At 67.4% G+C, this 21,929-nt stretch carries 19 protein-coding genes; 13 read left to right on the top strand and 6 right to left on the bottom strand.

Annotated features, from left to right (window positions below; all coding sequences use genetic code 11):
* Nucleotides 1-14 precede the first annotated feature (14 nt).
* Nucleotides 15-155, bottom strand: coding sequence for a 50S ribosomal protein L34 (gene rpmH / locus MIC98_RS01415; protein WP_006404565.1), 141 nt, complete (start codon nucleotides 153-155; stop codon nucleotides 15-17).
* A gap of 252 nt (nucleotides 156-407) precedes the next feature.
* Between rpmH and dnaA the strand changes: the two genes are divergently transcribed.
* The 11 genes from dnaA (at nucleotide 408) to MIC98_RS01470 (ending at nucleotide 13,055) form a co-directional block, all read left to right on the top strand.
* Complete coding sequence (gene dnaA / locus MIC98_RS01420) at nucleotides 408-1,733, top strand: chromosomal replication initiator protein DnaA (RefSeq protein ID WP_239735050.1); 1,326 nt, start codon at nucleotides 408-410, stop codon at nucleotides 1,731-1,733.
* A gap of 319 nt (nucleotides 1,734-2,052) precedes the next feature.
* Nucleotides 2,053-3,153 carry a DNA polymerase III subunit beta gene (gene dnaN / locus MIC98_RS01425; RefSeq protein WP_057639219.1) on the top strand — a complete coding sequence of 367 codons (1,101 nt, stop codon included), beginning with the start codon at nucleotides 2,053-2,055 and terminating at the stop codon, nucleotides 3,151-3,153.
* Nucleotides 3,154-3,614: 461 nt separating this feature from the next.
* Nucleotides 3,615-4,715 (top strand): DNA replication/repair protein RecF, encoded by a 1,101-nt coding sequence (gene recF, locus MIC98_RS01430; RefSeq protein ID WP_057639218.1) that lies wholly within the window; start codon nucleotides 3,615-3,617, stop codon nucleotides 4,713-4,715.
* Between the two features lie 109 nt (nucleotides 4,716-4,824).
* The gene (gene gyrB / locus MIC98_RS01435) at nucleotides 4,825-7,284 is read left to right on the top strand and encodes a DNA topoisomerase (ATP-hydrolyzing) subunit B (protein ID WP_239735051.1); all 2,460 of its coding nucleotides are present in this window, start codon (nucleotides 4,825-4,827) and stop codon (nucleotides 7,282-7,284) included.
* 151 nt (nucleotides 7,285-7,435) lie between these two features.
* Entirely contained in the window at nucleotides 7,436-8,278 is an 843-nt protein-coding gene (locus MIC98_RS01440) for a CPBP family intramembrane glutamic endopeptidase (RefSeq protein ID WP_239735052.1), read from the top strand.
* A gap of 85 nt (nucleotides 8,279-8,363) precedes the next feature.
* Entirely contained in the window at nucleotides 8,364-9,170 is an 807-nt protein-coding gene (locus MIC98_RS01445) for a M48 family metallopeptidase (RefSeq protein WP_239735053.1), read from the top strand.
* A 152-nt stretch (nucleotides 9,171-9,322) separates the two neighbouring features.
* Nucleotides 9,323-10,519, top strand: a complete 1,197-nt coding sequence (locus MIC98_RS01450) for a tetratricopeptide repeat protein (protein WP_239735054.1) — start codon at nucleotides 9,323-9,325, stop codon at nucleotides 10,517-10,519.
* A gap of 261 nt (nucleotides 10,520-10,780) precedes the next feature.
* Entirely contained in the window at nucleotides 10,781-11,338 is a 558-nt protein-coding gene (locus MIC98_RS01455; protein WP_239737985.1) for an energy transducer TonB, read from the top strand.
* Between the two features lie 86 nt (nucleotides 11,339-11,424).
* On the top strand, nucleotides 11,425-12,168 hold the full coding sequence (gene exbB / locus MIC98_RS01460; protein WP_239735055.1) for a TonB-system energizer ExbB: 744 nt from the start codon (nucleotides 11,425-11,427) through the stop codon (nucleotides 12,166-12,168).
* Between the two features lie 47 nt (nucleotides 12,169-12,215).
* A complete protein-coding gene (locus MIC98_RS01465) occupies nucleotides 12,216-12,641 on the top strand; it encodes a biopolymer transporter ExbD (protein ID WP_057640925.1) in 426 nt (141 codons plus the stop codon).
* A 3-nt stretch (nucleotides 12,642-12,644) separates the two neighbouring features.
* Entirely contained in the window at nucleotides 12,645-13,055 is a 411-nt protein-coding gene (locus tag MIC98_RS01470) for a biopolymer transporter ExbD (RefSeq protein WP_057640924.1), read from the top strand.
* Between the two features lie 198 nt (nucleotides 13,056-13,253).
* On the opposite strand, the gene MIC98_RS01475 is transcribed toward MIC98_RS01470, so the two are convergent.
* The 3 genes from MIC98_RS01475 to cls form a co-directional block, all read right to left on the bottom strand.
* A complete protein-coding gene (locus MIC98_RS01475; protein ID WP_239735056.1) occupies nucleotides 13,254-14,006 on the bottom strand; it encodes a pyridoxine 5'-phosphate synthase in 753 nt (250 codons plus the stop codon).
* Nucleotides 14,003-14,275 carry a hypothetical protein gene (locus tag MIC98_RS01480; RefSeq protein ID WP_239735057.1) on the bottom strand — a complete coding sequence of 91 codons (273 nt, stop codon included), beginning with the start codon at nucleotides 14,273-14,275 and terminating at the stop codon, nucleotides 14,003-14,005. The genes MIC98_RS01475 and MIC98_RS01480 overlap by 4 nt, the downstream gene beginning before the upstream one ends.
* 72 nt (nucleotides 14,276-14,347) lie before the next feature.
* Nucleotides 14,348-15,808 carry a cardiolipin synthase gene (gene cls / locus MIC98_RS01485; RefSeq protein WP_239735058.1) on the bottom strand — a complete coding sequence of 487 codons (1,461 nt, stop codon included), beginning with the start codon at nucleotides 15,806-15,808 and terminating at the stop codon, nucleotides 14,348-14,350.
* A gap of 104 nt (nucleotides 15,809-15,912) precedes the next feature.
* Between cls and MIC98_RS01490 the strand changes: the two genes are divergently transcribed.
* A complete protein-coding gene (locus MIC98_RS01490) occupies nucleotides 15,913-17,013 on the top strand; it encodes a PA0069 family radical SAM protein (RefSeq protein ID WP_239735059.1) in 1,101 nt (366 codons plus the stop codon).
* Nucleotides 17,014-17,202: 189 nt separating this feature from the next.
* Here the strand turns inward: MIC98_RS01490 and MIC98_RS01495 are convergent, their stop codons facing one another.
* Together MIC98_RS01495 and MIC98_RS01500 are read right to left on the bottom strand one after the other, a co-directional pair.
* Nucleotides 17,203-18,216 carry a class 1 fructose-bisphosphatase gene (locus MIC98_RS01495; protein ID WP_239735060.1) on the bottom strand — a complete coding sequence of 338 codons (1,014 nt, stop codon included), beginning with the start codon at nucleotides 18,214-18,216 and terminating at the stop codon, nucleotides 17,203-17,205.
* Between the two features lie 222 nt (nucleotides 18,217-18,438).
* Nucleotides 18,439-19,641: an amino acid aminotransferase gene (locus MIC98_RS01500; RefSeq protein WP_057640918.1), complete on the bottom strand. Its 1,203-nt coding sequence runs from the start codon at nucleotides 19,639-19,641 to the stop codon at nucleotides 18,439-18,441.
* A gap of 202 nt (nucleotides 19,642-19,843) precedes the next feature.
* Between MIC98_RS01500 and MIC98_RS01505 the strand changes: the two genes are divergently transcribed.
* Nucleotides 19,844-21,925, top strand: coding sequence for a TonB-dependent receptor (locus MIC98_RS01505; RefSeq protein WP_239737986.1), 2,082 nt, complete (start codon nucleotides 19,844-19,846; stop codon nucleotides 21,923-21,925).
* The last annotated feature ends 4 nt before the right edge of the window (nucleotides 21,926-21,929 follow it).

Consider the following 21,929-nt stretch of genomic DNA (forward strand, 5'->3'; position numbering starts at 1 on the left):
GTGCGGCATCGCAATCAGGCGCTGAGGACTTTGCGGCCCTTGGCGCGGCGACGCGACAGGATCTTGCGGCCGTCGGCGGTCTTCATACGCGCGCGGAAACCGTGGTCGCGCTTGCGCTTGAGGTTGCTGGGTTGGAACGTGCGCTTGGTGGCCATCGGGGCACCTGTATCCATGGGGCGGAAAGAACCGGCGATTCTATAGGGCCGGCGGCGGATGGGTCAAGCCCGCGACACGCCCATCCGGACGGCGCGCCCTGCTGCGTTGTGGATGGATCTGTGAACAAAGCCGGGACAAGCATTCCCGCCCCCGTCCGGCAATGGTAGTCTGCCGCATCCCGATTTCCCTTTCCCGGCTCGCGGCTGGGCAGCCTCGTGCGCCCTGCCGACAAGCCTTCGATGACTATTCTGATGGATGCCTGGCCCCGTTGCATCGAACGCCTCGAAGCGGAATTCCCGCCGGAAGACGTCCACACCTGGTTGAAGCCGCTGCAGGCCGACCACCGCGTCGACAGCATGGTGCTGTACGCGCCCAACGCCTTCATCGTCGAGCAGGTGCGCGAGCGCTACCTGCCGCGCATCCGTGAACTGCTGAACCATTTCGCCGGCGTCGCCGAGGTGCAGCTGGAGATCGGTTCGCGCCCGCGCGTGGCCGAACCAGCGCCGGCCGCGGTTGCCGGCCCGGCCGCGCCAACGGCATCGGTGGTGCCGTTCAACGGCAACCTGGATTCGCACTACACCTTCGCCAACTTCGTCGAGGGCCGCAGCAACCAGCTCGGCCTGGCCGCCGCGTTCCAGGCCGCGGCCAAGCCCGGCGACCGCGCCCACAACCCGCTGCTGCTGTACGGCGGCACCGGGCTGGGCAAGACCCACCTGATGCTGGCCGCGGGCAACGCGATGCGCCAGGCCAACCCGGCCGCGCGCGTGCTGTACCTGCGCTCGGAGCAATTCTTCAGCGCGATGATCCGCGCCCTGCAGGAAAAGGCGATGGACCAGTTCAAGCGCCAGTTCCAGCAAGTGGACGCGCTGCTGATCGACGACATCCAGTTCTTCGCCGGCAAGGACCGCACCCAGGAGGAGTTCTTCCACACCTTCAACGCGTTGTTCGACGGCAAGCAGCAGATCATCCTGACCTGCGACCGCTACCCGCGCGAGGTCGAGGGGCTGGAAGCGCGGCTGAAGTCGCGGCTGGCCTGGGGCCTGTCGGTGGCGATCGAGCCGCCGGACTTCGAGACCCGCGCCGCCATCGTGCTGGCCAAGGCCCGCGAACGCGGCGCGGAGATTCCCGACGACGTCGCCTACCTGATCGCCAAGAAGATGCGCAGCAACGTGCGGGATCTGGAAGGCGCGCTCAACACGCTGGCCGCGCGCGCCAACTTCACCGGCCGCGCCATCACCACCGAGTTCGCCCAGGAAACCCTGCGCGACCTGCTGCGCGCGCAGCAGCAGGCGATCAGCATCCCCAACATCCAGAAGACCGTGGCCGACTACTACGGCCTGCAGATCAAGGACTTGTTGTCCAAGCGCCGCACCCGCTCGCTGGCACGGCCGCGGCAGGTGGCGATGGCGCTGACCAAGGAGCTGACCGAGCACAGCCTGCCGGAGATCGGCGACGCCTTCGCTGGCCGCGACCACACCACGGTCCTGCACGCCTGCCGCCAGATCCGCACGCTGATGGAAACCGACGGCAAGCTCCGCGAGGACTGGGACAAGCTGATCCGCAAGTTGAGCGAGTGAGTCATCGGGAAAGCGGAAGGGACAGGCGGGAAGGTCGGGGAATGATGCATCGGCGCCACGCAGGCGTCATCGCACAAAACGGTGCATGATTCGGGGGCAGACGCTTGAGAATCTGTGGATAAAATTGCGCCTTGCAGCGGGGCGAAAACCATCCACAGCTTTTCCCACCGCTCCGGTACCAGTAATGCAGAGGGTTTCGAGGCAATTAAACCCTTTTAAAACATATACTTGGGTGTGTTTTGAACCAAATCCGGCTCTACCAGCACCACCAGGCTTTTGATTTATCCCATATCTTCAAAGCATAGGGGCACGAAACCACATGCGTTTCACATTGCAGCGCGAAGCCTTCCTCAAGCCGTTGGCACAGGTCGTCAACGTGGTCGAACGCCGCCAGACCCTGCCGGTTCTGGCCAATTTCCTGGTCCAGGTCCAGGGCGGCCAGCTGTCGCTGACCGGCACCGACCTGGAAGTGGAAATGGTCTCCCGCATCGCCGTGGAGGATGCGCAGGACGGCGAAACCACGATCCCGGCACGCAAGCTGTTCGAGATCATCCGCGCCCTGCCCGATGGCAGCCGCATCACCGTGTCGCAGACCGGCGAGAAGATCACCGTACAGGCCGGGCGCAGCCGCTTCACCTTGGCGACGCTGCCGGCCAACGACTTCCCGTCGGTCGATGAAGTCGAAGCCACCGAACGCGTGGTGGTACCAGAATCGGCGTTGAAGGAACTGATCGAGCGCACCGCCTTCGCGATGGCGCAGCAGGACGTGCGCTATTACCTCAACGGCCTGTTGTTCGACCTGCGCGACCAGCTGCTGCGTTGCGTTGCCACCGACGGCCACCGCCTGGCGCTGTGCGAAACCGAGCTGGAGAACAGCACCGGTTCCAAGCGCCAGATCATCGTGCCGCGCAAGGGCGTGACCGAGCTGCAGCGCCTGCTGGAAGGCGGCGACCGCGCGGTGGAGCTGGAAGTGGGCCGCAGCCACGTGCGGGTGAAACGCGACGATGTCACCTTCACCTCCAAGCTGATCGATGGCCGCTTCCCGGATTACGAAGCGGTGATCCCGATCGGCGCCGACCGCGAGGTGAAGGTCGACCGCGAGAGCCTGCGCGCCTCGCTGCAGCGTGCGGCGATCCTGTCCAACGAGAAGTACCGCGGCGTGCGCGTGGAAGTGAGCCCGGGCCAGTTGAAGATCAGCGCCCACAACCCGGAGCAGGAAGAAGCGCAGGAAGAGATCGAGGCCGAAACCGAGGTCAGCGACCTGGCCATCGGCTTCAACGTGAACTACCTGCTCGATGCCCTGTCGGCGCTGCGCGACGAGCATGTGGTCATCCAGCTGCGCGATTCCAATTCGTCGGCGCTGGTGCGTGAAGCCAGCAGCGAGAAGTCGCGTCATGTGGTGATGCCGCTGCGGCTCTGACTCGGTTCCACGTGGAACATGGAGAAGCCCGGCATTGCCGGGCTTTTTCGTGGGCAGGGCACACGCCATGCGAAATGGCGATTGGATTGCCCGGTCAACTATCCGGGATGCCCGGCAATGCTTCAAATCTGGGAATAAATCAAAAGCCTGATGATGCTGGTAGGCGCAGATTTCAGGGAAAACCAAGTCATGTATCTGTTTTCATTGACTTTTGTTGCCTCGAAACCCCGTTGAAAAACCGGGTATATGCGTGTGGATAAGCATGGACAAGTCCCCGGTGCCCGGAAACGCCGAACTTTATCCACAGTTCCTCCAGAACGTCGTCACCGCTTGTTCCCGCCTGTCCGGCGTCCCGCAAGGGAGCGTCGGCATACCCCGACAGGACTGTCGCCGGCCATGCGAGGGAATGCTTTAAGCTGCCCGCCTGCCCGCCACGGTGGTGCGTCCTGCTTCGAGCGTCAATGCATATCGTCCGTATCGCCCTGAATCGAGTCCGCCGTTTCGACGCGGTGGAGTTGGCGCCACGCCCGGGGATCAACCTGATTACAGGCGCCAACGGTGCGGGCAAGACCAGCCTGCTCGAAGCCCTGCACCTGATGGCCTATGGCCGCAGCTTTCGTGGCCGGGTCCGCGACGGGCTGGTGCAGAAGGGAGCCGAAGCGCTGGATGTTTTCGTCGAATGGCAGGAACGGGGCGCCCCCGGTTCGCCGGAGCGGGTCCGTCGTGCCGGCCTGCGCCATGCAGGCCAAGCCTGGAAAGGACGGCTGGATGGCGAGGACGTCGGCCAACTGGGCAGCCTGTGCGCGGCCTTGGCGGTGGTGACGTTCGAGCCGGGTAGCCATGCGCTGGTCAGTGGTGGCAGCGAGCCCCGCCGTCGCTTCGTCGATTGGGGCTTGTTCCACGTGGAACCTGATTTCCTTCCCCTGTGGCGCCGCTATACCCGCGCCCTGAAGCAGCGCAATGCCCTGCTCAAGGCCGGTGCCGCGCCGCGGCAGCTCGATGCGTGGGATCACGAACTGGCAGAAGCCGGCGTGCCGCTGACTTCGCGCCGCCAGCATTACCTGGAACGCCTGCAGGAACGCGCCATCGCCATCGCCGCGGATCTGGCGCCGGGCCTGCAATTGCAGGGGCTGGAACTGCAACCGGGCTGGCGCCGGCACGAAATGTCGCTGGCCGATGCGCTGCTGCTGTCCCGCGACCGCGACCGTGCCATCGGCCATACCTCGGTGGGTCCGCACCGAGCCGACTGGAACGTCGATTACGCCGAAATCCCCGGCCGCGAGGCCCTGTCCCGCGGCCAGGCCAAGCTGACCGCGCTGGCCTGCCTGCTGGCGCAGGCGGATGACTATGCCAACCAACGCGGCGAATGGCCGGTGATCGCGCTGGACGATCTTGGCGCGGAGCTGGACCGCCAGCACCAGCAGCGGGTGATCCGGCGTCTGGCGACCACGCCAGCGCAGGTCTTCATCACCGCTACCGAACTACCCACCGCGCTGGAAGAAGAACTGCGAGCGGCGAGTGTGTTCCACGTGGAACATGGCGCCATCCAGCCCGCCGAATGAGCCCGAACGGCGGCAAACGGCCCGGCTGGTATAATTTTGGCGCAATCCCCTCTTTCCCACGCCCCGGCCTGAAAACCGGGACGTGACCCGTGGAGCAACGGCAAGCGCGATGAGCGAAGAACAGAACACCCCGGTCAGCAACGGCAATTACGACGCCAACAGCATCACCGCACTGGAAGGCCTGGAGGCGGTCCGCAAGCGTCCCGGCATGTACATCGGCGATGTCCACGATGGCACCGGCCTGCACCACATGGTGTTCGAGGTGGTCGACAACTCCATCGACGAAGCCCTGGCCGGCCATGCCGACAACGTGGAAGTCCGCATCCATGCCGACGGCTCGGTATCGGTATCCGACAACGGCCGCGGCATCCCGGTGGGCAAGCACGCGCAGATGAGCGCCAAGCTCGGCCGCGAGGTGTCCGCCGCCGAGGTGGTGATGACCGTGCTGCACGCCGGTGGCAAGTTCGACGACAACAGCTACAAGGTCTCTGGTGGCCTGCACGGCGTCGGCGTCAGCGTGGTCAACGCCCTGTCGCAGAAGCTGCTGCTGGATATCTACCAGGGCGGGTTCCACTACCAGCAGGAATTCAGCAACGGCGCCGCGCTCGGCCCGCTGCAGCAGCTGGAAACCACTACCAAGCGCGGTACCACCGTGCGTTTCTGGCCGTCGGTGAAGGCATTCAACGACAACGTCGAATTCCACTACGAGATCCTGGCACGGCGCCTGCGCGAGCTTTCGTTCCTGAACTCGGGCGTCAAGATCATCCTCGCCGACGAGCGCGGCGAAGGCCGCCGCGACGATTTCCACTACGAAGGCGGCATCAAGAGCTTCGTCGAGCATCTGGCCCAGGTGAAGACGCCGCTGCACCCGAACGTGATCTCGGTGACCGGCGAGTCCAACGGCATCACCGTGGAAGTGGCGCTGCAGTGGACCGACTCCTACCAGGAAACAATGTACTGCTTCACCAACAACATCCCGCAGAAGGACGGCGGTACCCACCTGGCCGGCTTCCGCGGCGCGTTGACCCGCGTGCTCAACAACTACATCGAGCAGAACGGCATCGCCAAGCAGGCCAAGATCAACCTGACCGGCGACGACATGCGCGAAGGCATGATCGCGGTGCTGTCGGTGAAGGTGCCGGACCCGAGCTTCTCTAGCCAGACCAAGGAAAAGCTGGTCAGCTCGGACGTGCGCCCGGCCGTGGAAAGTGCCTTCGGCGCGCGCCTGGAAGAGTTCCTGCAGGAAAATCCGAACGAAGCCAAGGCCATCGCCGGCAAGATCGTCGACGCCGCCCGCGCCCGCGAGGCCGCGCGCAAGGCCCGCGACCTGACCCGCCGCAAGGGCGCGCTGGACATCGCCGGCCTGCCCGGCAAGCTGGCCGACTGCCAGGAGAAGGACCCGGCGCTGTCCGAACTGTTCATCGTCGAGGGTGACTCCGCAGGCGGCTCGGCCAAGCAGGGCCGCAACCGCAAGAACCAGGCGGTGTTGCCGCTGCGCGGCAAGATCCTCAACGTCGAGCGCGCGCGCTTCGACCGCATGCTGGCCTCCGACCAGGTCGGCACGCTGATCACCGCGCTGGGCACCGGCATCGGCCGCGACGAGTACAACCCGGACAAGCTGCGCTACCACAAGATCATCATCATGACCGACGCCGACGTCGACGGCGCGCACATCCGCACCCTGCTGCTGACCTTCTTCTACCGGCAGATGCCGGAGCTGATCGAGCGCGGCCACGTCTTCATCGGCCTGCCGCCGCTGTACAAGATCAAGCAGGGCAAGACCGAGCTGTACCTGAAGGACGACCCGGCGCTGGACGCCTACCTGGCCAACAGCGCGGTGGAAAACGCCGCGCTGGTGCCGGCCGCGGGCGAACCGCCGATCGAGGGCGTGGCGCTGGAAAAGCTGCTGATGACCTACGCCGCCGCGCAGGACGCCATCGACCGCAATGCCCACCGCTACGACCGCAGCCTGCTTGAAGCGCTGGTCGATTTCACCCCGATGGACCTGGAGCACCTGCGCAGTGCCGCCGCCGGGGAAGGTCTTGACGCGCTGGCCAGCCGCCTGAACCAGGGCAGCCTCGGCACCCCGCGCTTCACCCTGACCCTGCAGGAACCGAACGAACAGCGCCCGGCCGCGGTGCTGGTCACCCGCCGCCACATGGGCGAGGAGCACATCCAGGTGCTGCCGCTGGCCGCGTTCGAATCCGGCGAACTGCGCCCGCTGCACCAGGCCTCGCAGCTGCTGCACGGGCTGATCCGCGAAGGCGCCACCATCAACCGCGGCAACCGCTCGGCCGGGGTCACCGGCTTCGCCCAGGCGCAGGCATGGTTGATGGAGGAAGCCAAGAAGGGCCGCCAGATCCAGCGCTTCAAGGGCCTGGGCGAAATGAACCCCGAGCAGCTGTGGGACACCACCGTGAACCCCGATACCCGCCGCCTGCTGCAGGTGCGGATCGAGGACGCGGTGGAGGCCGACCAGATCTTCAGCACCCTGATGGGCGACGTGGTCGAACCGCGCCGCGACTTCATCGAGGACAACGCACTGAAGGTGATGAACCTGGATATCTGACACAATCGGCCGGTCAAGGCGGGCGCCTGCATCCTGCGGCGCCCGTTTTCATGGCGCACATTCCTGTGCGCCACCCTTCGGGCGGTTTTGCCGTGAGGACGGCTCTCCTGCCGTTCTTCGTGTCCGCCCGCCGCCACTGCACAGGTTTGCGATGTCCGCTCCCCCGTCGGTCCCGATCCCCACCCCGCTCCCGCCTGCCGCCGCTCCACGCCCGGCTTCACCGCTGGCCGCTTTCTGGCTGGACCTGCTGATCGCCGCGGCGACCCTGTTCGGCCTGAGCCTGTTGTGCGGCCTGGCCTGGGGCATGTGGCGCGGCATCCAGGTCGGCATCGAGGCCGCGCGCAGCGGCGCCGGCGCCCCCGCGGCGCAGGAAGTGGCCAAGCTGATGGGCACCCCCGGTGCCCTCGCGCAGCTGCTGATGGCGCTTGTTTCCACCGGTGGCGCCGCCCTGCTGCTGTATTTCTGGCGCCGCCGCGCTGCGGCAGCCGAGCGGACCGCCTCCGGGCAGGCCGCGCGGCGGGTTTCCACCTGGGGCTGGACCCTGCTGGTGGCGGCCTGCGTGTTTGCCGGCAGCAGCCTGATCGCCTGGATCGGCAAGCAGCTCGGCATCGAGCCGGCCCCGACCAACCTGCCGTTGATGGAGCAGGCAGTGGCGCATTACCCGTTGTTCCTGGTCGCCTTCGCGGTGTTCCTGGCGCCGGCCTACGAGGAACTGCTGTTCCGGCGGGTGCTGTTCGGGCGCCTGTGGGCCGCCGGCCGGCCGTGGCTGGGCATGGTGCTGAGCAGCGCCGCGTTCGCCTTGATCCACGAAATCCCCGGCACCAGTGGCAATGGCCCGGCGGAAATCCTGCAGCTGTGGCTGGTCTACGGCGGCATGGGCGCCGCCTTCGCGTGGCTGTACCGCAGGACCGGCACTTTGTGGGCCGCGGTGGCCGCGCATGCGCTGAACAACGCCATCGCGTTGGCGGCGCTGGTGCTTTTCGGCCTGCAGTGAACGCACGCTCCGGCGCCAGGGCTGAAATCACGGAAATTTAAGCCGGCCCTTCGCACACTGCAGCCATGACAAGGGGGGAATGGCAATGAAATCCGCATTGTCCGGCGTCGTCATCGTGCTGATGCTGGCGGCCTGCGCGACCACCACCTCGCCCACCGGCCGCCGCCAGGTCATGGGCGGCGTGTCGCAGCAGCAGCTGGACCAGCTCGGCGCGCAGGCCTTCGCCGAAACCAAGGCCAAGCAGACATTGAGCCGCGACGGCAAGCAGAACGCCTACGTGCAGTGCGTGGTCAACGCGCTGGTGGCCGAACTGCCGCAGCAATACCGCGGCGTACGTTGGGAAACCGCCCTGTTCGTCGATAAAGAACCAAATGCCTTTGCCTTGCCCGGCGGCAAGGTTGGCGTGAACAGCGGCATCTTCAGCGTGGCGAAGAACCAGGACCAGCTGGCAGCGGTGATCGGCCACGAAATCGGCCACGTGATCTCGCGCCACCACGAAGAGCGCATCACCCAGCAGATGGGGGCCTCCAGCCTCGTGCAGATCGTCGGCGCCCTTGCAGGCGTCGCCTATGGCGAAGGCGCGGGTAATACGGTCAGCCAGCTTGGAGGCACGGCTGCTCCCGTGCTGCTTCTGCGCGGTTCACGTACCCAGGAAAGCGAAGCCGATGTAGTCGGGCAACGATTGATGGCACAGGCCGGCTTCGATCCCGCCCAAGCGGTGAACCTGTGGCAGAACATGATGGCCGCTGCCGCCGGTGCACGCCCGCCGCAATGGCTTTCCACCCATCCGGACCCGGCCAACCGCATCCGCGAGCTGCAGCGCGACGTTCCGGCCCTGCAGCCCGTGTACCGGCAGGCGCGGCAAGCCGGGCGGACACCGCGTTGCGGATGACCGGCGGGCATGCCGTTCAGCTGCCGGACAGTGATGCACTACAGCATCACAAGTGATTTCTCCATCAAAATTTTTCTGTTACGTTTGGCGGCTACGTTTTTCCAGACCGTCCGTTCCCTGCACCGCCCCGGCGGTTTCAAAGAGGTGACCCCATGATTTCGCGCAGCCACAAGCAAGCCCTGCTCTCCGTCCTCGTCGCGACCGTGCTCGGTGGCGTGGTGGTTGCCGATGCCGTCGCCCAGTCGCGTTCGGCCGACCGTTCCAGCGAGCGCCGCAACCGCGGTTCGGACAAGCCCGAGGTCCTGTATCCGGAAGCGACCCGCGAAGAGCCCAAGGCCAAGTCCTCCTCGAAGATGGGCGGCAAGCTGCAGAAGCTGTTCTCCGCCTACAACAAGCAGGAGTTCGAGGAAACTCGCACGCTGGCCGACGAAATCATCGCCAATGCCGCCGCCAACGACTACGACAAGGCCGTGGCCAACCAGCTTGCCTCGCAGGCGGCCTACAACCTCGACGACAACGCCGGCGCCAAGCAGTACCTGCAGCAGGCCATCACCCTCAACCAGCTGGACAACAACGGCCACTACCAGGCGCTGCTGATGCTGGCCCAGCTGCAGTTGCAGGACGAGCAGTACGACGAAGGCCTGGCCAACCTGGACAAGTACTTCGCCGAGTCCAAGTCGAACAAGCCCGAGGAACTGGTGATCAAGGGCCAGGCCCTGTACCAGACCGAGAAATACGCCGAGGCGATCCCGGTGCTGAAGGCCGCCATCGCCGCTTCGAGCGAACCCAAGGACAGCTGGAACCAGCTGCTGATGGCCTCCTACGCCGAAGCCGGCCAGACCGCCGAAGCGGTCAAGGAAGCCGAGGCGCTCGTCGCCAGGAACCCGGCGGACAAGAAGAGCCAGATCAACCTCGCCAGCATGTACATGCAGGCCGACCAGATGGACAAGGCCGCGGCGGTGATGGACCAGCTGCGCACGGCCGGGCAGCTCACCGAGGAGCGCGAGTACAAGCAGCTGTACTCGATCTACGCCAACACCGAGAACAAGGAAAAGGACGTCATCGCGGTAATCAACGAGGGCCTGGGCAAGGGCATCCTCAAGCCGGACTACAACGTCTACCTGGCGCTGGCACAGTCCTATTACTACAGCGACCAGATCCCGCAGGCGATCGAGGCGTGGCAGAAGGCGGCCCCGCTTTCCAGCAACGGCGAGACCTACCTGAACCTGGCACGCGTGCTGCATGCCGAAGGACGCATCCCCGAAGCCAAGCAGGCTGCCCGCGACGCCTTGGCCAAGGGGGGGCTGAAGAATCCGGCGGACGCGAACAAGATCATCAATCTGAAGTAAGCACGAATAACGCCTGAACAGCTGCATACGTGATGCGCAGCCGCTCAGGATTGGTATAAGCTTGGAGGTTCCTGCGGTGTCATGCACCGCTGAATCAGGGGGTGCCGGAACAGTGGTGCCTCGACCCCACTAACGAGTTCTTGGCGCATGACGGAACAACTGGTTTTCCACCACAGGTATGACGGCGAGAAGGAAACAGGCCTGAGCTGGCCCCGGATCGTCGGCATCGCCTTCGTAATCGCACTCCATCTGGCAGCCCTGATGATGCTCCTGATCCCCGCCGTGGCCCCGAAGGCCGCCGCGGAAAAGGAACGCAACGTCATGGTCACGCTGGTCGACGCTCCGCCGCCGCCACCCCCGCCGCCGCCGCCGCCGCCGCCGCAGGACACCCCGCCGCCGCCGGTGAAGAACTTGGCCCCGCCGAAGCCCTCGCCGCTGCCGCCGCCGCCGGAAGCCCCGGTGGTGGACGTGCCGGAACCGCGCGAGTCGGACATCGTGGTGCCGCCGGCCCCGCCGTCGCCGCCGGCCCCGCCGACCGACATCCAGGCCAGCGTCGACATCTCGTCCAAGAACATGAATCCCCCGCGCTACCCGCCGGCCGCCTTCCGCGCCGGCATCCAGGGCGAGGTGATCCTGATCATTGATGTCGATGCCAACGGCAACGTCACCAATGTGTCTGTCGAGAAGTCCAGCCGTAACCGCGACCTCGATCGCGCCGCAATGGATGCGGCACGCAAGTGGAAGTTCAACCCTTCCATCATCAATGGACAGAAGGCGGCTGGCCGCGTCCGCGTCCCGGTCAACTTTGCGCTGAGCTGATCCCATTGGCGGCCCACCGGCCGCCATCCGGGAACCGTTCGATCTAGCTACACCCTTCAACACCACACACAACAAAGGTAAGCGTCATGCTGCAGGAACTCTTCATCGCCGCTGCTGCCGGGGGCAACGCAAACAACGCGCTCTCGCAGATGGGCTTCGAGCATCTGATCCACGAAATGACCTCCAAGCCGGGCGACTTCGCCGTTTCCTGGGTCGTGCTGCTGACCCTGGTGCTGATGTCGGCCATGTCCTGGTACTGGACCGTCATCAACATCTTCCGCACCACCCGCCTGAAGTCGGCTTCCGACCGCGTGCCGGGCCTGTTCTGGGACGCCGCCAATGCCCAGGACGCCATCCGTGCGATGGAAGAGCAGCCGGCTTCCGAGCCGTTCTCCAAGATCGCCCTGGACGCCGCCCAGGCCGCCGCGCACCACCAGCAGGCCGGTGCCGCCGAGACCCTGAGCCGTTCGGAGTTCGTCGACCGCGCCCTGCGCCAGGCCGTGACCCGCGAATCCAACCGTCTGCAGGGTGGCATGATCCTGCTGGCCACCGTCGGCGCGACCGCTCCGTTCGTCGGCCTGCTGGGTACCGTGTGGGGCATCTACGGCGCGCTGATCAAGATCGGTGCCACCGGTTCTGCCTCGATCGACGCCGTTGCCGGCCCGGTGGGTGAAGCGCTGATCATGACCGCCATCGGTCTGTTCGTCGCGATCCCGGCCGTGTTCGCCTTCAACTTCTTCAGCAAGATCAACAGCGCGACCGTCAGCAAGTTCGACACCTTCGCGCACGATCTGCACGACTTCTTCGCCACCGGCTCGCGCGTCCGCTGAGCCGCAGGCAGAGCAGTCCTAGCAACGAGATATAGACGGAGCCCGTTATGGCTTTCAGTAGTGGTAACAGCAGCGGCCCGATGTCCGAGATCAACGTCACGCCCCTCGTGGACGTGATGTTGGTGCTGCTGATCATCTTCATCATCACGGCGCCGCTGATGTCGCACAAGGTCAAGGTGGAGCTTCCCGAGGCCAACCTGAACATCGATCCGGACGACGCCGAAAAGCGTGCCGGCCCGATCACGGTGGCGGTCAAGGAAGACGGCACGCTCTACTGGAACGACGAAGAGGTTTCCAAGGAGACCCTGGAGTCGCGCTTCGCCACGGCGGCCCAGCAGACGCCGCAGCCGCCGCTGAACCTGCGTGGTGACAAGACCACCAAGATGAGCGTGATCAACGAAGTGACCAAGATCGCGCAGGGCCAGGGCATGCTGGACGTCGGTTTCGTTGCCACCAAAGAAAAGGGGCAATAAGCGATGGCATTCAGTAGTGGTGGAAGCAGGGGCCCGATGGCCGACATCAACGTCACGCCCCTCGTGGACGTGATGCTGGTGCTGTTGATCATCTTCATCGTGACCGCGCCGATCATGACCTACCCGATCGCCGTGGACCTGCCGCAGCGCGTGCTCAACCCGCCGCCGGTGACGCGTGAGCCGCCGCCGCCGATCGACCTGCGGGTGGACGCGAGCAACCAGGTTTACTGGAACAACAGTCCGGTGAACGTGGCCGACCTGCAGCAGAAGATGGAAGAAGAAGTACAGAAGGATCCGACCAACCAGCCGGAACTTCGCATCGACGCCAATCCGGATTCGGAGTACGAGGTCATGGCCAAGATCCTGGCCCAGGCCAAGAACGCCCAGATGAAGAAGATCGGCTTCGTGCAATAACGCAAGACCAAGTCATGACGCGACTGGAAACGCCCCCGCTTGCCGGGGGCGTTTTTTATTCGGATGACCGGATTTGCGGGTAGTTCGTTACCAATATGGCGCTGGTGACACTGCTTTCGCAGGAGCGACGCCAGTCGCGACCGGGGTTCTGCCTCAAAGCCCGGTCGCCACAGGGCCATTCCTGCCGCTGCTGCGGGTTCAGGTGCCGGATTCGATGATGCCGAGGTAGCGTTCCACGGTGGTTTCCAGGCCGTCGTACAGGGCTTCGCCGATCAGCGCGTGGCCGATGGAGACTTCCAGCACATCCGGTACTTCGGCGAGGAAATGGCCGAGGTTGGCCTGCGACAGGTCGTGGCCGGCGTTGACGCCCAGCCCGGCGGCCTGCGCGCGGCGTGCCGCGGCGGCGAACACCGCCGCCGCATCGGTCTTGCCGGCGGCGAAGGCCTCGGCATAGGGGCCGGTGTAGAGCTCGATGCGGTCGGCGCCGAGTTCGGCGGCGCGGGCGATGTGCGGGTTGCCGGCGTCGACGAACAGGCTGACGCGGCAGCCATAGTCCTTCAGCGCCGCGATCAGCGGCAGCAGGCGTGCGCCGTCGCGCTGGAAATCGAAGCCGTGGTCGGAGGTCAGCTGGCCATCGCCGTCGGGCACCAGCGTGGCCTGCGCCGGGCGGGCCTGGTCGCACAGCGGCAGCAGGCCGGGATAGCCGGGGCGCGGCGGTGCGAACGGGTTGCCCTCGATGTTGAACTCGACGTCGTGCTGGCGTGTCAGCTCGGACAGCATCAGCACGTCGTCGGCGCGGATGTGGCGCTGGTCGGGACGCGGGTGCACGGTGATGCCGTGCGCGCCGGCGCGCAGGCAGGTCATCGCCGCGCGCACCACGTCCGGATCGCCGCCGCCGCGGGAATTGCGCAGGACCGCGATCTTGTTGACGTTGACGCTCAGGCGGGTCATGGCTGCGGCTGTCCTTCGGACGGCGGGTTGGAGGAAGGTGGGGCGGCGCTCGCGCGCAGCTGCTCGCGGATCGCCTGCAGTTCCGCCGGGTGCAGGGCGCGCGGCGTGGCGGTGAAGGCGTCGCCGGTACGGGCGCGGTAGAGGCCGCGGACCCACAGCAGCAGGCAGGCCAGCGCCGCCAGCAGCGCCAGCCACAGCAAGCCGGCGTGGGTAGTGGTCAGGGCAAAGAAAAAGGCGCCGATGGCGAACAGCAGGAACAACCAGTACATGGGTACCTCCCGGCAAGGCTGCCAGTTTAGCGGCGCCGGCCGCCGTGCTGCATGCGTTGCGACTGGCGTGGTTCAGAGCAGCGGCGAGGCCAGCCGGGCGAAGGCTTCCGGCAGGCGGTGGCGCCAGAGCGGGCGCTGGCGCTCCGGCTGTACCGGGGTGGCACGGGCGAATTCCTGTTCCAGCAGGGTTTCCAGCGCGGCGGTCAGGCCGCGGTCGTGGTACAGCATCGACAGCTCGAAGTTCAGGCGGAAGCTGCGGTGGTCGAAGTTGGCGCTGCCGACGATGCAGGTGTCGTCGTCGGCGATGAAGGCCTTGGTGTGCAGCATGCGCGGGCCGTATTCGTAGATCTTCACGCCCGCTTGCAGCAGTTCGTCGAAATACGAGCGCGCGGCCAGGGTGACGAACAGCGAATCGCTGCGCCGCGGCACCAGCAGGCGCGTGTCCAGCCCGGCCAGCGCGGCCGAGGTCAAGGCCATGCGCGCGGCCTCGCCGGGCACGAAGTACGGCGTCACCAGCCACACCCGGCGGCTGGCTTCCTGGATCGCCGCCACGTGCATGCGGTGGATCGCCTCCCACGACGAGTCCGGCCCGGAGACCAGCACCTGCGCCTGGATCGTGCCGTCCTCGCGGCCGGGCATGTCCGAGGGGAACAGGTCCTCGCGGTCGAAATGCGCCCTGCCCTGCCCGCTGGCGTAGATCCAGTCCTCCAGGAACACCAGCTGCAGGCTGCGCACGACGTGGCCGGTGATGCGCATGTGCAGGTCGCGGTAGGCGTCGGCGCGGCGGCTTTCGTCCTCGGTATCGGTGATGTTGATGCCGCCGGTGAATGCCAGGGTGCCGTCCACCAGCACCAGCTTGCGATGGGTGCGCAGGTTCAGCCACGGCCGCTTGAACGGCTTGAGCAGCTGCCGCGGATGGAACCACACCACTTCGCCGCCGGCATCGAGCAGCGGCTGCAGGAAGCGGCGCCGGATCCGCGAGGACCCCACCGCGTCCAGCAGCAGGCGCACCTTCACCCCGGCCCGGGCGCGCTCGGCCAGCGCGTCGCGCAGCGCGGTGCCGGCATGGTCCGGCTCGAAGATGTAGTACTCCAGGTTGACGTGGCGCCGCGCGCCGGCCACCGCGTCGAGGATGGCGGCATAGGTGGTCGCGCCGTCGACCAGCCACTCGACCGCGGTGGCGCTGCTGGGCGGCAGCCCGGTGGTGGCCTGGCCGACGCGCGCCAGCTCGGTGCATTCGGCGTCCGGCGGGCAGACCGCGCTGTAGGCCTCCATGCCCTCGCGCGAGCGCCCGCGCCGCAGCCGCTGGCGGACGATGCGCTGCGGCCCGAACAGGTAGAACACGAACAGGCCCAGGTAAGGCAGCGCCGCCAGCGACAGGATCCAGCTCAGCGTCGCCACCGGCTCGCGCTTCTGCAGCACGATGTAGCAGGCCAGCAACAGCAGGTAGGCCACGTAGGTGGCCGCCAGTATCTGCGCCAGGTGCGGAATGGCCGACACGGTGGCCCACAGGGTGTGCAGGAAGTCGCGCATGCCGGCGATTCTAGCCAGCTCCGCCACCGGTTTGCGGATGCCGTGCGGGCCAGCCTGAACGCCGCGTCGCTGCATCTGCGACGGCGCCGCGTTAGCGTGGGCCGATGCCGACACCCATTCCGATCAAGGGCCGCGGAGCCAGCAGCCACCTGCCCGGCCGCTTCGAAACCCGCACCAGCGAAGCGGTCGATGACGGCTGGATGGCCGCGGAGGGCGAGGAATTCGCCGCCCCGCGCCTGCGTACCGACGTGCGCGCCGAGACCGCGCGCAGCATCATCAGCCGCAACGCCTCGCCGGACGTGGGCTTCGACCAGTCGGTGAACCCGTACCGCGGCTGCGAGCACGGCTGCTCGTACTGCTTCGCGCGGCCGACCCATGCCTACCTGAACCTGTCGCCGGGACTGGATTTCGAGACGAAGATCTTCGCCAAGACCAACGCCGCCGAACTGCTGCGCAAGGAACTGGCCCGGCCCGGCTACGTGGTCAAGCCGATCGCGCTGGGCATCAACACCGACGCCTACCAGCCGATCGAGCGCAAGCTCGGCATCACCCGCCAGCTGATCGAGGTGATGCTGGAAACCCGGCACCCGTTCTCGCTGATCACCAAGAACGCGCTGGTCGAGCGCGACATCGACCTGCTGGCACCGCTGGCCGAACAGCGTCTGGTCAGCGTGCACTTCTCGGTGACCTCGCTGGACCCGCACCTGTCGGCCAGACTCGAACCGCGCGCCTCGGCCCCGCATGCGCGGCTGCGCGCGATGCGCCGGCTGCACGAGGCCGGCATCCCGGTCGGGGTGATGGTGGCGCCGGTGATCCCGTGGATCAACGACGCCGAGCTGGAAGCGGTGCTGGAGGCCGCGCGCGAGGCCGGTGCGCGCAGCGCCGGCTACGTGCTGCTGCGCCTGCCGTACGAAGTCGCGCCGCTGTTCCGCGAATGGCTGCAGGCGCACCACCCGCAGCGTGCCGAGCACGTGATGAGTACGATCAACCAGCTGCGTGGCGGCAAGGACTACGACGGCAGTTTCGGCAAGCGCATGCGTGGCGAAGGCGTGTATGCGCAGCTGCTGTCGCGGCGCTTCGCACTGGCCCGCAAGCGGTTGGGTTTCAGTGCCTCGCGCGAGCAGTGGCCGTGGCTGGATTGCAGCCGCTTCGTGGCGCCGGTGCCGCCGCGCAAGCCTTCGCCACAGGGCGAGCTGTTCACGTAGGTCGGGGCTACGCCCCGACGCTCCGTGTATCCGGGCATCAAGCGTCGGGGGCGTAGCCCCGACCTACGCGGCTGAATCGTGCAGGGCGGAGGTTGGCATGCCCACGTAGGTGCCGGGCTTGCCCGGCACGGGGATTCACCGGGAGGGCTCCATGCGGGGCAAGCCCCGCATCTACGGCAACGTGGCAATTCAACTGCGCGCGTCATGCTCGCGGTGGCAGCGGGTGGCTTCGGCCACTTCGTTGCGCGAGCCGAGGAACACCGGCACCCGCTGGTGCAGCTGGCCGGGCTCGATGTCGAGGATGCGCTCGCGGCCATCGGTGGCCGCGCCGCCGGCCTGTTCGATCAGCATCGCCATCGGGTTGGCTTCGTACATCAGCCGCAGCTTGCCCGGCTTGGACGGGTCCTTGCGGTCCCACGGGTAGATGAAGATGCCGCCGCGGGTGAGGATGCGATGCACGTCGGCCACCATCGAGGCGATCCAGCGCATGTTGAAGTCCTTGCCGCGCGGGCCTTCGCGGCCGGCCAGCAGGTCGCCCACGTAGCCCTGCATCGGCACTTCCCAGTGGCGCCGGTTGGACATGTTGATGGCGAACTCCTGCGTGTCCGCCGGCACCTGCATGCCGCGCTGGGTCAGCACGAACTCGCCGGTTTCGCGGTCCAGGGTGAAGGCGTGGGTGCCGTGGCCAACGGTCAGCACCAGCATCGTGCTCGGGCCGTAGATGCAGTAGCCGGCCGCCACCTGGCGGGTGCCGGGCTGCAGGAAGTGCTCGTCGCCGGGCTTGTCCACGCCGGCCGGGGCGCGCAGCACCGAGAAGATGGTGCCGACCGAGACGTTGACGTCGATGTTGGAGCTGCCGTCCAGCGGGTCGAACAGCAGCAGGAAGTCGCCGTGCGGGTATTCGGACGGCACCGGCTGGCTGTGGTCCATCTCCTCCGAGGCGCAGGCGGCCAGGTGGCCGCCCCAGGCGTTGGCTTCGAGCAGGATCTCGTTGGAGATCACGTCCAGCTTCTTCTGCGCCTCGCCCTGCACGTTGCCGGTGCCGGCGTCGCCGAGCACGCCGCCCAGCGCGCCCTTGCTCACCGCGATCGAGATGCTGGTGCAGGCGCGGGCCACCACCGCCACCAGTTGCCGCAGGTCGGCGTTGATGCGGCCGGCGTGCTGTTCTTCGATCAGGAAGCGGGTCAACGAGGTGCGCGACATGGACGGTGGCTGCCTTCGGGAAAGGGGCGCCATTGTCGCGGGTTGTCCGGGTCTTTGCGAATACGAGCCAGGAAATGTCCCGAAAGGACGGGTGCTCGGTAGGTGCCGGGCTTGCCCGGCACGGGCTCTCCCGCGAAGGCCGTGTGCGGGGCAAGCCCCGCACCTGCGAGATACAAAAAGCCCGGCATTGCGCCGGGCTTTCGCTGCAGCAGTGCGACCGGCTCAGCCGCGGCTGACTTCGTAAACCGCCTTGGCCACGTAGTCCAGGTTGTTCTGGCTCAGCGCGGCCACGCAGATGCGGCCGGTGCCGACGGCGTAGATGCCGTAGTCGTCGCGCAGCCGGTCCACCTGCGCCTTGCTCAGGCCCGAGTACGAGAACATGCCGGCCTGCTGTTGGATGAAGCCGAACTCCGGCGCGCCCAGCGCCGCCAGCTTCTGCACCATGCCGGCGCGCAGGGCGTGGATGCGCTCGCGCATCTCGGTCAGTTCCGCTTCCCACAGGCCGCGCAGCTCGGTGCTGCCCAGCACGCCGGCAACCAGCGCCGCGCCGTGGGTGGACGGGCTGGAATAGATGGTGCGGACGATGCGCTTGACCTGCGACTGCACGGCCTTGGTCGCGGTGGCGTTCGGGCCCACCACCGACAGCGCGCCGACGCGCTCGCCGTACAGCGAGAACGACTTGGAGTACGAGTTGGCGACGATGAAGCTGTCGATGCCGGCCTCGGCGACGATGCGCACTGCCTGGCCGTCGGCCTCGATGCCCTTGTCGAAGCCCTGGTAGGCCATGTCGATGAACGGGAACAGCTGGCGGTCCTTCAGCAGCGCGGCGACCTGCTGCCACTGCTCGGTGCTCAGGTCGGCGCCGGTCGGGTTGTGGCAGCAGGCGTGCAGCAGCACCACGGTGCCCGGCTGCAGCTTCTGCAGGTCGGCGACCATGCCGGCGAAGTCCAGGCCGTGGCTGGCGTTGTCGAAGTAGGCGTACTCGACCACCTCGAAGCCGGCGGCGCCGAACACCGCGCGGTGGTTCTCCCAGCTCGGGTTGCTGATCGCCACGGTGGCGTGCGGCAGCAGCTTCTTCAGCAGGTCGGCGCCGACGCGCAGCGCGCCGCTGCCACCGATGGTCTGGGTGGTGGCGACACGGCCGGCGGCGAGCAGTTCCGAACCCGCGCCGAATACCAGCTCCTGCGTGGCCCGGGTGTAGGCCGGCAGGCCGTCGATCGGCAGGTAGCCGCGCGGCTTGGCCTCGGCGGCGAGTTGCTCTTCGATCTGCTTGACCGCGCGCAGCAGCGGGATGCGGCCGCTTTCGTCGTAGTAGATGCCGACGCCAAGGTTGACCTTGGTGGCGCGGCTGTCGGCGTTGTAGGCCTCGGTCAGACCCAGGATCGGGTCACCGGGCACCTGTTCCACGTTTGCAAAGAAGGACACGGCGGTACTCGTAGCGGTGGTGGGAGGGGAGGAATTCGGCACGACCGCACGGCGCGGTCAAACCGGTTCATCCTAACAGGGACGGGGGTTGGCGGCAGGGTTTCAGGCGGAACCGTCCCGCGCCGGCGCGGGCATGCCCGCGATCGGGGATGATGCCGGCATGAAGCGGAGCAAGCGGTATTTCCCGGTGGCCGGATGGGCGATGGCGTTGCCGGCGGCGGCGCAGGCCGGCCCGGCGCCCGCCGTGCTGGACACCGTGCAGGTGCAGGCGGCGCGGGTGCGCGCCGTCGATGACTTCGACCTGCCCGCGTCGATGACCGTCATCGACGTGGACGAGGCCGGCAACGGCCGTGGTGCACTGGTGTCCGAGGCCATGAATGGCGTGCCGGGCCTGCTGGCGCGCGAGCGGCAGAACCTGGCGCAGGACACCCAGTTGTCGATCCGCGGCTTCGGCGCGCGCTCCACTTTCGGCGTGCGCGGCGTGCGCCTGCTGGCCGATGGCGTGCCGGCGAGCATGCCCGACGGCCAGGGCCAGCTGTCGCACTTCAACCTGCTCGGCGCCGAACGCATCGAGGTGCTGCGCGGGCCGTTCTCGGCGCTGTACGGCAATTCCTCCGGCGGCGTGGTGCAGTTGTGGAGCGGCGACGGCCAGCCGGGCGATCCGTGGCGGCTGCGCGCCACCTGGGGCAGCGATGCCAGCAGCAGCCTCGGCCTGCAGCTCAAGGGCCAGGTGGCGGCCATGCACTACAACGTCGCCGCCAGCCACTACCGCACCGACGGCTGGCGCGAACACGGCGCGGCGCGGCGGGAATCGCTCAACGCACGGCTGGGTTTCGACCTCGCGCCGGGGCAGCGGCTGGACCTGCTGTTCAACGTCCTCGACGCCCCGCACGCGCAGGACCCGCTGGGCCTGGCCCGCGAACAGGTGCGCGTCGATCCACGCCAGGCCACCGCGGTGGCCGCGCAGTACGACACCCGCAAATCGGTGCGACAGGCGCAGGCAGGCGTGGTCTACACACTGGACCGCGAGCGCCGGACCTGGCGGCTGATGGCCTATGCCGGGCAGCGCACGGTCGAGCAGTTCCTCGCCATTCCGCCGGCGGCGCAGGCCAGCCCGCTGCATGCGGGCGGGGTGATCGACCTGGAGGGTGGCTACGGCGGCGTGGACGCGCGTTGGGCCTGGCATGGCGAACTGGCCGGAAAACCGCTGGAACTGGTGCTTGGCGCCAACGCCGACCGCCAGCGGCAGCACCGCAGTGGTTACGAGAACTTCGTCGGCGATGCATTGGGCGTAAAGGGCCGGCTGCGCCGCGACCAGCGCGACCGGGTCGGCAACGTGGACCAGTTCGCGCAGGCCTGGTGGCGGTTCGCGCCGCGCTGGTCGCTGCTGGCCGGCGCGCGCCACAGTCGGGTGCGCTTCGAGTCCGATGACCACTACGTCACCGCCAACAATCCCGACGACAGCGGCCGCCGCGACTATGTGGCCACCACGCCGGTGGCCGGGCTGGTGTTCCGTGCCGGCGACGACCTGCGCCTGTATGCCTCGGCCGGGCGCGGCTTCGAGACACCGACCCTCAACGAGCTGGGGTATCGCGCCGACGGCGGCGCCGGGCTGGCGCTGGACCTGTCCCCGGCGGCCAGCCGCAATCACGAACTCGGCGCCAAGTGGCGTACCCGGGCCGGTGCGCGGCTGGACCTGGCGCTGTTCCGCGCAGACACCGACGATGAACTGGCGGTGGCCAGCAACAGTAGCGGCCGCAGCAGCTACCGCAACATCGGCGCCACCCGCCGCCAAGGCGTGGAACTGGGCTGGCTGCAGCCCATCGGCGAAACCCAACAACTGCAGCTGGCCTGGACCTGGCTGCAGGCCACGGTGCGCGAGGGTTACCTGACCTGCACCGGCCTGCCCGCACCGTGCACCGAGCCGCGCAACCCGGTGGCGGCCGGCACCGCGCTGCCGGGCGTACCGCGCCAGCAACTGTTCGCGCGCTGGCACTGGCAACCGGGGCCGTGGCAGCTGGCGGTCGAAACCGTGGCCGCCGCCGCCACCCCCGCCAGCGACCTCGGCGACGCCCGCGCGCCCGGCTACGGGCTGCTGAACCTGGAAGCCGCCCGGCAATGGCCGACCGCGCGCGGCCCGCTGCGGCTGTTCGCGCGCGTGGACAACCTGCTGGACCGGCACTACATCGGCTCGGTCATCGTCAACGACGGCAACCGGCGTTATTACGAACCCGGGCCGGAGCGCGGCTGGACGCTGGGCCTGCAATGGCAGTGGACGCGGTAAGAGC

This window comes from Stenotrophomonas sp. NLF4-10 (genome assembly GCF_022359915.1).
Classification (GTDB): domain Bacteria; phylum Pseudomonadota; class Gammaproteobacteria; order Xanthomonadales; family Xanthomonadaceae; genus Stenotrophomonas; species Stenotrophomonas daejeonensis.